The organism is Granulosicoccus antarcticus IMCC3135 (genome assembly GCF_002215215.1).
Taxonomy (GTDB): Bacteria; Pseudomonadota; Gammaproteobacteria; order Granulosicoccales; family Granulosicoccaceae; genus Granulosicoccus; species Granulosicoccus antarcticus.
This window is the reverse complement of the sequence record NZ_CP018632.1, coordinates 2774516-2785997: the sequence shown is the minus strand read 5'-3', so window position 1 is coordinate 2785997 and position 11482 is coordinate 2774516. Positions and strand designations below refer to the sequence as shown.

Here is an 11482-nt window from a genome sequence, read left to right as displayed (position 1 = left end):
TAGTCAAGAGGCACTGGCGCGGTACGATCAGTTTCAATTTAAATCACTCAACACCGTCTACCTGCATACCTCAGGTTCTGACAGTGTCATGTCCTATTCGGATAAACGGAGAATCAGGTGTCTAGCGCCAGCGCAATTAAAAACAAAAACAATACTTCAGGCATTGACGCCGAAAGTGCTAACGCAGCAAACATCACGGACCAGTCTGTCGAAGAACAACGTCTCGGCACCCTGGTTCACAGTGACACTTCAACACTGCTACCCATCACTGGAATCAATGCAGCCATGAAACGACTGGAGGATTTTGTCTTCGGTTCTGTTGCACTGCTCATTCTGTTCCCTCTCATGGCTTTGATTTCCATCGCCGTAAAACTCGACAGCACAGGCCCGGCACTCTTTTGCCAGGCACGCAGTGGTCGTAACCGTGAAATCATCAAGGTCTACAAATTTCGCACCATGTACCAGAGCGGCTCACAAGAGTTCAAGCAGGCTCAGAAAGATGATCCACGCATTACCCGCGTCGGCGCCTTTCTACGCAAGACAAGCCTGGACGAGTTGCCACAGCTGTTCAACGTGATCCAGGGATCAATGTCCATGGTCGGTCCTCGCCCACATCCTCTGAAGCTGGACGAAGATTTCAAATATGTCATCCCTGCTCTGCCTTCTCGCTATTGCGTCAAGCCAGGCATCACCGGATGGGCTCAGATCAATGGTTTTCGTGGCGAAACTCGCCGAGTCAGTGACATGGTGTCGCGCATCGAACACGATCGTCACTATGTAAAAAACTGGAGCCTGTTTCTTGATATCAAGATTCTTGTCATGACCGTCTTCAAAGGCTGGGTACACAAGAACGCTTACTGATACAGCTGCACTAACAACAGAACCCCACCTGGCCATTACGCCGCCGGTGGGATGGCCTGAGAACTCGGCCACACCTGATAAAACAACTCCTGATTGTAGACCGGTAAGTCGACAGCCGATAAGCTGTCAAATCACTAGAAATTCAATTTTCTGATTCTCCGGCCTGTCAAACACATTCAGGATTTTCGGGCCTCTGGCCCCACCCGCTCCAATACTTGATGTTTTCCGACGATGGCAACTGATCCCGCAGGATTGCCGCAGCGTACGCTGCTGGGCTTTTTCGCCCACCCTGGCACTTTGGCAGATTACCTACAGTACACACAAACGGCGATCAGCAATTCTGAACGCCGGACGGTCCTGTACCACAATCTGCATTCGCTCTATAGCTATTTCACCGACGCAAAACTGCGTGAACACTACCAGGGCACCACGGTGCTGGTTGACGGTATGCCCGTGATCTGGCTCATGCAGTTGTTCGGCATTCCGGTCAATCGTGATTATCGACTGACCTATGTCGATTTCATCATGCCTCTGATGAAACTGGCAGCCGATAATAGCTGGACGGTCTTTCACGTAGGCCAACAGGCGCAAGTTCAAGCCAAAGCACTGGATATTATCCGGGAAAAAATTCCGGGCATCAGCATTCAGGGCCATGATGGATATTTTGATCAACAAGCAGATAGCGCCGAGAGCCTGGCTGTGATCGATCAGATCAATGCCGCCGGTAGCCAGATCGTACTGGTCGGCTTCGGCGCTCCAAAACAGGAAGCCTGGCTGCACGCTCACCGGCACCTGATCAATGCACCGATCGTTTTCACCTGTGGCGCCTGCATGGAATATGTAGCCGGAGCCGTCAGTACGCCGCCTCGCTGGATGGGCCGTGTCGGACTGGAATGGAGTTTTCGTCTGCTTGAGAACCCTCGCCGCTTCGGATTTCGCTATCTGGTAGAGCCTGTCCTGCTGGGCGCCATATTATTGAAAAATGGCGTAGGCTCTTTGCTCAGTGGCAAGCGAGCCTGATACTGTGACTGTCGTTGAAACTGCAAACTCTGATGAAATACCGGCCATGACAAAACCAGGCCTGGTCACCAAACTAATACAACTGATCACCTCACGGCTGGCACTATCGGTCGGCGCCCAGGCCTTGGTCAGCGGCTTTCACTTTGCCTTGAATCTGATACTGCTCAGGCTTGTCACACCATATGATTATGGTGTATTTGCCTTTGCTTTCGTTCTTGCAATGTTTGCCTCTGCCATCAACAATGCCCTGATATCCACACCACTGACGGTCTATACACCAGTCCTGAAAGATCCCGTTGAACGTGCCCGGCAGGAAGGCATGTTCAGTACGCTCAACCTGACCTTGTTTTGCGCACTGGTGCTAGTGGGCATCTTTTATACGCAATGGTCTTCGCTGGACGGCAATATATCGTTGTCAGTGACCCTGTTCGTCGCCGTCTACTCAGCTCGCCATTTCAGCCGTAGTGCTGGCTATGCGCGAATGCGACCGCTGATCACCGCCTCAGGTGATGCCACCTATGTGGGCGTTGGCATACTCGTCATGCTGGTTCTGCTTCTCAGTGTCGACAAGCTCCACATCTCTCATGTCCTGCTGGCTCTGGTAGTCGCCAACCTTGCCGCCATGCTGGTCGAACGCTACCGTCTGCACGGCGCCAGCAGAAAATGGCTGTCATTCTCCAGCCTGCGCTCCTATGGTTCTGTGTGGGAGCAATCTCGCTGGGCTCTGGCCGGCTCACTGACCACCCTGTTTCTGGCGCAAGCTCACAGTCTGATCATCACCGCGACCAATGGCCCCAATGCCTACGCGCCGCTGGCCGCCGGTTTTGTCCTGTTCGGCCCGGTACGTGTAGCGTTGCTGACCTGGCAGAACATGGTCAAGCCTGAGTTGGCTGTCGCCTTGTCAGAATCCAAGCATCTTGCGGTCAGACAACAGATCCGTACCACCTCCTTTCTGATGGCTGGCGCCGTCCTGATGATGGGTGTCATGCTGCTGATACTCTGGCCATGGATCAACGACTTCCTGTACGCCGATCAATATGCCGACGAGCCAATGGCAATGATTGTCGCCATGTGGTCAATAATCACGCTGTTTGCAGCCAGTTACAATGCCCCGGCCGCCGCACTTCAAGCCATGCGTGATTTTCGCGTACTGGCCATGGCCAGTGTTTATGGCGCTATTCTCAGCGGTGTACTGGTCAGCGTGACTCTCTACTTGTTTGAACCCGAAACCACTCTGATCGGAATTCTGGCAGCCGAAGCTTTCATGGCAATCTACCTGACCCGGATTCTCTATAAACGCTTGCAAGAAACCTCGTGAAAACTGTTCTTTGCATCTGTACATTCCGTCGACCCGAAGGCCTGCGTAAACTGCTGGAAACGCTGCCGAACATCGATGGCACCGAGAATCTGGAAATCGTTGTCGCCGACAATGACTCCGCCGGTGCCGGTCTGGCCGTTTGTGCCGAACTCACAACTCAGGGATATCCGTTCAAGCTTCATACGGTCCCCGCAGGTGAGAGTTCCGGCATCTCAGCGGCACGCAATGCTGCCTGCCTGAAAGCCTTGACACTACATCCTGAGCAGCTCGCCTTTCTGGATGATGATGAATGGCCTGAGCAACAGTGGTTGACTGAACTGCTACGTGTCCAACAACACTGTAATGCCGATGTAGTCGGAGGCCCGACACGCCCGGTTTTCCCTCAAGGCACAGAACTTGCGGTTACGGTGAATCCTTATTATGGTGCTGACATGGCACTTCCCGACGAAACACAATGCCAACTCCAGGCAGGTGGCAATTTCCTGATAAAGGCCGATGTGCTGCAGACACTTGCACCCGAGTTTTTCAATCCGGCTTTTGCTCACTCAGGTGGAGAGGATCTGGCATTTTTCACGCAACTGCATTTTCGCGGTCACAGCATGTTCTGGGCAGCGAACGCCATCGTCCACGAGCCGGTGCCTGAGGCACGGTTGCAAGAAGGCTGGATCCGGCAACGCGTGGTCAATATCCACAACTCCCGAGTCCGCGTCATGCAGCTGATGCAACCCGGACTATCACACAGTCTGGTCCGAGGCCTGAAGACAACCGTCCTGGGCATCGTGGCAGTCGCAAGTACCTGCCTGGCCTGGCTTGGACCCAAGTGGTCAGAACGCGCCCGTCAACTACGCTGGAAGTTTCAGGGCAAGATGAGCGCCCACTGTGGTCACGCGACCGTTCGCAATGAGAGTTACTGATGAACCCACGCTTTTCCATCGTTGTACCCACTTATAACCGCTCACTATCGGTTCTTGACACTCTGCAATCCTGCTTTGACCAGAGTCTGGGAGATTTTGAAGTCATCGTGGTTGATGACGGCTCTACTGACGACACTCGGCAGGTTCTGGCAGCTATCGAAGATTCGCGTCTGGTGGTGGTTCATCAAGAGAATGCAGGCCCGGCGGCAGCCCGCAATCATGGTATGCGAGTCGCTCGTGGGCAATATATCGCCTTTCTGGATTCTGACGATCGCTGGTATCCGGAGTTTCTGGAAACAGCCAACGCCGAACTGGAGGAGCATGGCGAGGTTTTGCTCTACGGTCAGATAATCGTGGATCGTGGTGTCGATCGATACTGGGTAAAGCCATCCAGATCGCTGGGCGCAGAAGAGTCCATCTACGACTACCTGTATGTCGATGGCAGCTTCATACAGACCAGCACCATGGTCATGCCAAGCTCGCTGAAAGACAAAGCCAGCTGGGATGAGTCAGTCACGTTTGGTGACAATGACCAGTTCGCCATCGACTGCTGGCGTACTGGCATTGCATTTCACATGCTGCCACGCCCTCTGACGCTGTATGCCGATATCATCAGTGACGATGCTCTGTCCCAACTGCCCATCCATGCAGGCAAATCGGAGAAATACACTAATTTCTTCAAATGGATGAACACCCAGAAATCCTCCATGTCGCCTGTTGCATGGGCAGGTTTTCAGGCTCGCTTTGAAAGCGTTGGCCTTGCACGCTCGGCCCCACTAAAGAGTTTTTCCCTACTGTGGGCAGGCTATCGCGCCGGTGCGATGAGCCCGATTGGCATGGTGCGTCAAAGCGTACAGAACCTGTTTCCAATTCTTTACCGGCGCTTGATTGACCAGTATGTCAGGCTGCGCGGCCTGTCTCTGGAACAGGCTCGGAGTCAGTGAACGCAACCGCGGCCAATCCCGTACTCACGCATTATCAGGCTCCCTATCGAGCCTCCTTACTGGCATCCCTGATGTTGATTCTGACGCTGCTGCAAGGCACCAGCGTTACTCTCACCCTGGCAATTCGATCGCCACTTGCCAGTGGTACGTTCGTATCCCTGGTCACCAATCTGTGGCTGCTCATGTATCTGTTCGCCACTGCCAGCCTGATCCTTACGCAAGGCATCAACTGGCTAAGCTGGCTTTTTCGCTACCGCCTGGCACTGCTCCTGCTGGTGGCCGGAACCGCACTTTCCGTGATCTGGTCGGTCGACTCAACGCTGACACTGGAACGCTCGGTTCATCTGCTTGGCTCAACGCTTATCGCGTTTTACATCGGATTCACACTGCCGTTGAATCGCATTCTCACTACCAGTGCCATTACTCTGGGGCTGGTGATGCTGGCAAGCGTACTGAGCGCCCTGTTTCTACCAGCCTTGGGCATTGAAGACTATGAAGGCCAGTTGGTCTGGTCAGGCGTCACGGCCTCAAAGAATACATTGGGTTTCTGGGCGGCCATTACCGTCTTGCTGCTGGTCAGTCTCTCTTTCTGGAGAATATCGACCCTGCGCAGAGCCCTATACCTCGCACTCACTTTAGCCGCTCTTCTCTGTCTTTATTTCAGCGTATCAGCAACCTCTGTACTGGCCCTGATCAGCGCCGCCGTGATCATGTTGTATCTGTATACAGCCTTCAATCTGCGGCTCGGCATGATACCCATGGTGATACTGGGAGTGCTGGCCGCCACGCTACTGAGCCTGGCCTTCACGTATATCAATACGGCCGAGCTGATAGGCCGTTCTGGTGATCTGACAGGCAGAGGGGATGTCTGGGCAAAAACCTGGCAACTGATACTGGAACGACCCTTGAGTGGATACGGTTACGGCACGCTCTGGTTTCCAACTGATGAAAGCGTACACATTCAGCGCTCTCTGACCGATTTTTCATGGACCGTCTACCATGCACACAACGGACTACTGCAGGTAGCATCAGAGGTTGGCCTGCCCTTGGCTGCCATAGCCATATTCATGATCCTGCAACAGCTGGTCGAACTGCTCTATTGCCAATATCAACGGCAGCAACCCGGAGTGCTGTTCGTACTTGGCTTCACAGTTGCACTACTGGTCAGCAACTACTCCGAAGCCAGGCTTCTGGTCAACAGAGAACTGTACTGGATTTTCTTCCTGGCCCTGCCAATCAGCATGCTGCAACAGATCACTCTGACCACCCGCCAAACAGTCGGTAAAAAAGGCCCTTTTACACTGCCGCTCAGTATTGGCGACAGACTGACGCGCTCCAGAGAACAGATCATAAAACGCCGCACCCTGAAACAGCGACTCATCGAGCGCAAGAAGATCGCCGTTATAAATCAGGAAGAACAGCAGAACCAGAACAGCGCAAGCCCACTGACAGACAGCTTCGGGCAAGGGCTGTTTCTGCCCGCACCACCTTTGAAGAACGATGACGACCCGGCGCATCAGCTGACCAGCTCACAATGGGTAATAGACGCTGAGCCGGAACTGGACGACCCCTTTTCTGCCTATTCAATTTCGGATTCGCAGATCAATGATCTACCCGACAATCACACGCAGAACCATAAACATGATGGTGCTGCATTGAAGCGCAAGATGGCGCGACGACAACGAAAAGAAGGCTGAGGACAATCGTGAGTAAAACCATATTGGTTACCGGCGGCGCCGGATACATAGGCTCCCACATGGTTCGTATGCTGGATCAGCGCGGATTTGACGTCGTGGTCTACGACAACCTGGAGCGCGGCAATCGGGATGCTGTCACCGCAGGCGTACTCATTGAGGGCGATCTGCATGATACAGATCGCCTCAACAGTGTTTTCGAGTCTCACGACATAGAAGCGGTCATGCATTTTGCGGCACTGGCCTACGTCGGAGAATCCGTACACGAACCCGCCTTGTATTATCGCAACAATGTGACAGGTACCCAGTGCCTGCTTGATACGATGCGTGCCCACCAGGTCAACAAGCTTGTTTTCTCATCAACCTGCGCCACTTATGGTGTACCAGAAAACCTGCCCATTACCGAAGCAACCCCCCAAAACCCGATCAACCCCTATGGGCAATCCAAGCTCATGGTCGAGCAGATTCTCAAGGACTACAGCGTTGCCTATGGTTTTCGTAGCGTTGCCTTGCGTTATTTCAATGCAGCTGGCTGTGCAGAAGACGGCAGCCTGGGTGAACGACACGACCCGGAGACCCACCTGCTGCCCCTGATCCTGTTTGAGGCCTTGAGAGTCCAATCCGGAGGTAATCCGACGGATACGGCACTGAAGGTATTCGGTAACGACTTTGATACCCGTGATGGCACCTGTGTTCGTGACTACATCCATGTCAACGATCTGTGCAGCGCGCATATCGCCGCCTTCGAACGCATGCTCAAGACGCCGGATCTGGGCGCCGAGCAGTTCAATCTGGGCGTCAACCGTGGCTATACGGTTCTGGAAATCATTGATGCCTGTCGGGAAGTCACCGGAGTGGATTTCAGCTATAACAGTGTCGCCCGTCGTGCTGGCGACCCACCAGAGCTGGTTGCCGACGCATCACGCGCCATGAGTGAATTGCAGTGGAGCCCTGTGCACGCTGACGTCAAAGAGAGCATCCAGCATGCCTGGAACTGGTTCTCTGCGCACCCACCTGCCAACTAGCCATCGACCCGCCCTCAGCTGCCATAGCGGCTGAGGGCGGGCCAACAGAATCGTAATTTCGGAATCCCCACCCTTTCGACAGGACGGGCGATACTGGCCACATGAAGAAAATGACCCACAAGCACCTTTTCCTGCTGGCATCTCTTGCCGGTTTTTCCGGAACAACGTTAGCTCAATCAGAGAAAATGCCACTCGATGACGCCTGCTGGAACGTAAGTTTCGAGGAGCCATTCGACAAGCTTTCCCTGTGGAGCGAAGCCAACCCCGAAGGCATCTGGCGCACTCAGTACATCTGGTCGCGTGAAACCATCATCAATGATGAGCAACAGTTCTACATTGATCCGCAGCAACACGGTGTCTCGCCCTTTTCAATCGATGATGGCATTCTGAGCATCACAGCATCTGTCACACCCCGAGCTCTGCGCGGTGTCGTCGAAGGCCAGCCCTATGTATCCGGCGTGCTGACCACTGAAAAGAACTTCTCCCAGCAATACGGACGCTTTGAGGTTCGTGCACAGCTACCCGCCGGCCAGGGACTCTGGTCGGCATTCTGGCTACTACCCAGCTTCGATCAATGGCCAGAGGGTGTTGCCGTTCTGCCGGAGATCGATGTAATGGAAAACCTGGGCCATCAGCCCAACACTTACCATACAACCCTGCATACCAATGAGACAGGCGAACTGACCTCCTTCCCCTTTGACCATACGATGAAGTCAGACCTGACCAAGGACTTTCATCTCTACAGCGTGGTCTGGACCCCTGAATCGGTCAACTGGTATCTGGACGGCCAATGGAAGGCCTCCAGTCCGACTCCCGGTGACTACACCCGTCCCGTGCACTTTCTGCTGAACCTGGCGGTGGGCGGCACCTGGCCCGGTTCACCGGATGCCACGACCGAGTTCCCTGCCAGCTTCAACATCGATTATGTTCGGGCATGGACTCACAACGATAGTTGTTCATCCTGATTCACCCGTTCTCTTGAAGTTGTACATCCAGAGAAAACTTGCCTGACGGCTTTGCTGGAAAAAATCAGGCTGCCTGTTTCAACACCACTTCGCGAACAGGCAGTCGGATAACAATGGTGGTGCCTGCATCGCTGGACAATTCAACGTACAGCTCGCCATCATGGCACTCAACAATCTGCTTGCAGATACCCAGACCCAGACCAGTACCACCAGAATCTGCGCCTGCATGAAGACGCTGAAAAGGCTCAAAAATCTTTTCATGAAAACGTTCATCAATGCCCATGCCATTGTCAGATACTCGCACTTCCCAATCTGAACCGACCAGGCAGGCATTGATGTGGATCTGTGGCGCTCTCTGCGCATGCCTGAACCGGATGGCGTTGGACAAAAGATTGCTGAACAATTTTTCCAGCTGTTTCTGATCACCCCGAAGGATGGGCAGCTCGCCAGTAGTCACCGTGCCATCCGAATCCTTTAACTCCGTCATCAGTTCTTGCTCAACACTGGCAACAATGGCATTCAAATCCAGGTCTGCCCACTGCAATGTTTCACGCTCCACTTGTGCGAAATCCTGCAAATCATCAACCAGTACCCGCATACGCTCTGCCGAATCGCGCAAATTGGTCAGGTACTCGCGTACTTGCGGATCCATGCGGTTGGTCAGTGCGTCCTCAAGCAGGCTCACTGACATGTCGACGGTCCGAACGGGGGTATTCAAATCGTGAGAAGCCACATATGCAAACTGACTCAGATCGTTGCTGTATCGCTCACGATCGCTATTCGCCTTACTCAGCTCAGAGGCTAGAGACTCTACTTGCTTGACGACTTTGTTTCTGGCGTTCGTCAGATTGGCAGCACCCAGACTGGCAAGCACAGTGGAAACAAGGCCAATCATCACAATAATCCAGCACAGCGTATTGTCTTTCAAAGACGCCATCGACGCGGCATCCATACTCATTTCGAATTCCCATTCGCGCCCACCGACATAAATGGTACTGGACAAAGTCGTCAATGATTCCGATGATATGCCAGTGCGGTAAAATGGCTCTGGTTCCAGCACCTTGTCCGCACCCTTTTGAACAAATCCGGCACCGGGCGCTTCACGCACGACATCGGTCAAATCCCTGATCGCAATAGCCGTGAATTCATTCTGCATCGAATCAGCCATCAGTACGTTGACCTTGAAGACTCCGGATAAGGTACCGATATAGCTCTGGCGCCGCTGTTGCAGACTCTGTGGATTATTGATGTTGTAAACAGGCAGCATCAGCAATAGCCCCTGATCCGATGCACCATTGTTAAGCAATTTCAGAGGCGCAGTCGCGGTAAGTGAAGCCGTATCCCGAGCACGCTCGATGGAGAGAATGCGCTTATTGCGGCTACTAAGATCAAAGCCGAAAACGTGCTTGTTTTCCGTGCTTGGATACCGATAGGTAATCACATGATGCTCAGGTGCATCCACTTGCGGGTGCACCTTGAAATCAGGATAACCACGTGGGTCTAGTGAGCGATCGTTACGCACAATCTGCTCAAACTCTGCAAGCTTGTGATGAGGCACTCTCAGGTACCAGGCCACCGCATAGGCACTTGGGAAATTACTGGCCATATCGATGGAATCAAGATATCGCTCGAAATCCAGACGACTGACGTTCGAGGAACCATCAAAGAGACTTCGCAAGCTCGACAACAGATATTGCTGATCTGAAAAGATCTGCTCGACCTCTTCCATCAGATTCTGAGCTCTGAGCTCCAACTCGGCCAGCCTGTCTTCCTGTAACGCCTGATAGGCTGAGTTGGCGACTAACGCTGTAAAGGTGATGCCAACCAGCAATGCACTAACCGGCAGGGCATTCGCCCATCCGCAACAAAGCCGTCTCAACTGATGCGTGATAGTCGTCATGCGCGAAGGCACGCAATTAGCGCACCATCGTGGAGCAAATAGCCCCGTAATTAACCGTTATTCATCGAACTGAACCGGTAGCCCAGATGCATCCAGAGGTACAGTGACAGGCGACGGCTGTACGATGGAATAGAGTAGTTTGTAGGTGGTGTTCATCGTAAGGTCGTTAACGATGGCATCCTCGCTGATCAGCGAATCCAGAGGCGACAGCCCTGGCCTGCTCATGTCCGAAGAGGAGCGAATGGCAAGAATACAGACCATCCCGCCTACGATTGACAAGCTCAGAGCACTGGGCACGGACAGGCGGTACTTGAGAAAACGTCGCATCTCCATCCGCCCCCAGAAAGTCACCAGTATCAGTACACAAAGAAAGGATGCGACCGACAAAGGTATTGATTGCTCCGAAAATACCGTAGCCAGCACTGCTGCGGGGTGCTCTATCTGGCCCAACAGCGCCACGTCGGGTCGCAAGCCTTGAGTTTGCAGAAACCAGGGGGTGATGAGTTCCATGACAAGTACCAGCAGCAACCCGGAAAGCAGAAATGCTGAAATCATGAACTTTGCCAGAGCACGTGTTTTGCTCAGCATTGATAGCAAGGAACCCACGACCACCGGAATGAAGCAGATCAATCCGACCAGAGCGACATCATAGCGAAGCCCTTCGACAAACCAGGGTAATACTCGATCGGCCTGAGACAGTTTGGGAAACTGCCAGAGTCCATAGGCGGCGCGAATCAACGTCAACAGGAACAGGACTGTCAGGGCAAACAGTAGAAATTGGCGTAACAGATGCGACGCCGGATACTTGGACTTCATGTTAGGTCACTGAACCGTACTCAAT

The 11482-nt window shown here is 53.3% G+C and carries 10 protein-coding genes; 8 read left to right on the top strand and 2 right to left on the bottom strand.

The window, feature by feature from the left end; translation table 11 throughout:
- The first annotated feature begins 117 nt into the window (after positions 1–117).
- From IMCC3135_RS12115 to IMCC3135_RS12080, 8 genes are all read left to right on the top strand, one after another.
- Positions 118–861 (top strand): exopolysaccharide biosynthesis polyprenyl glycosylphosphotransferase, encoded by a 744-nt coding sequence (locus IMCC3135_RS12115; protein ID WP_088917847.1) that lies wholly within the window; start codon positions 118–120, stop codon positions 859–861.
- 231 nt (positions 862–1092) lie between these two features.
- Entirely contained in the window at positions 1093–1881 is a 789-nt protein-coding gene (locus IMCC3135_RS12110) for a WecB/TagA/CpsF family glycosyltransferase (RefSeq protein ID WP_088917846.1), read from the top strand.
- 4 nt (positions 1882–1885) lie between these two features.
- Positions 1886–3199, top strand: a complete 1314-nt coding sequence (locus tag IMCC3135_RS12105; RefSeq protein ID WP_157735938.1) for a lipopolysaccharide biosynthesis protein — start codon at positions 1886–1888, stop codon at positions 3197–3199.
- The gene (locus tag IMCC3135_RS12100) at positions 3196–4113 is read left to right on the top strand and encodes a glycosyltransferase family 2 protein (RefSeq protein WP_088917844.1); all 918 of its coding nucleotides are present in this window, start codon (positions 3196–3198) and stop codon (positions 4111–4113) included. Before IMCC3135_RS12105 ends, IMCC3135_RS12100 begins: the two co-directional genes overlap by 4 nt.
- The gene (locus IMCC3135_RS12095; RefSeq protein WP_088917843.1) at positions 4113–5057 is read left to right on the top strand and encodes a glycosyltransferase family 2 protein; all 945 of its coding nucleotides are present in this window, start codon (positions 4113–4115) and stop codon (positions 5055–5057) included. Before IMCC3135_RS12100 ends, IMCC3135_RS12095 begins: the two co-directional genes overlap by 1 nt.
- Positions 5054–6754, top strand: coding sequence for an O-antigen ligase family protein (locus IMCC3135_RS12090; protein WP_088917842.1), 1701 nt, complete (start codon positions 5054–5056; stop codon positions 6752–6754). Before IMCC3135_RS12095 ends, IMCC3135_RS12090 begins: the two co-directional genes overlap by 4 nt.
- 8 nt (positions 6755–6762) lie before the next feature.
- Positions 6763–7776: a UDP-glucose 4-epimerase GalE gene (gene galE, locus IMCC3135_RS12085; protein ID WP_335589292.1), complete on the top strand. Its 1014-nt coding sequence runs from the start codon at positions 6763–6765 to the stop codon at positions 7774–7776.
- A 101-nt stretch (positions 7777–7877) separates the two neighbouring features.
- Positions 7878–8741 carry a glycoside hydrolase family 16 protein gene (locus IMCC3135_RS12080; RefSeq protein WP_088917840.1) on the top strand — a complete coding sequence of 288 codons (864 nt, stop codon included), beginning with the start codon at positions 7878–7880 and terminating at the stop codon, positions 8739–8741.
- 64 nt (positions 8742–8805) lie between these two features.
- On the opposite strand, the gene IMCC3135_RS12075 is transcribed toward IMCC3135_RS12080, so the two are convergent.
- Together IMCC3135_RS12075 and IMCC3135_RS12070 are read right to left on the bottom strand one after the other, a co-directional pair.
- Positions 8806–10641 carry a CHASE domain-containing protein gene (locus tag IMCC3135_RS12075; RefSeq protein ID WP_088917839.1) on the bottom strand — a complete coding sequence of 612 codons (1836 nt, stop codon included), beginning with the start codon at positions 10639–10641 and terminating at the stop codon, positions 8806–8808.
- Positions 10642–10698: 57 nt separating this feature from the next.
- On the bottom strand, positions 10699–11457 hold the full coding sequence (locus IMCC3135_RS12070) for a hypothetical protein (protein ID WP_088917838.1): 759 nt from the start codon (positions 11455–11457) through the stop codon (positions 10699–10701).
- Positions 11458–11482: the final 25 nt, after the last annotated feature.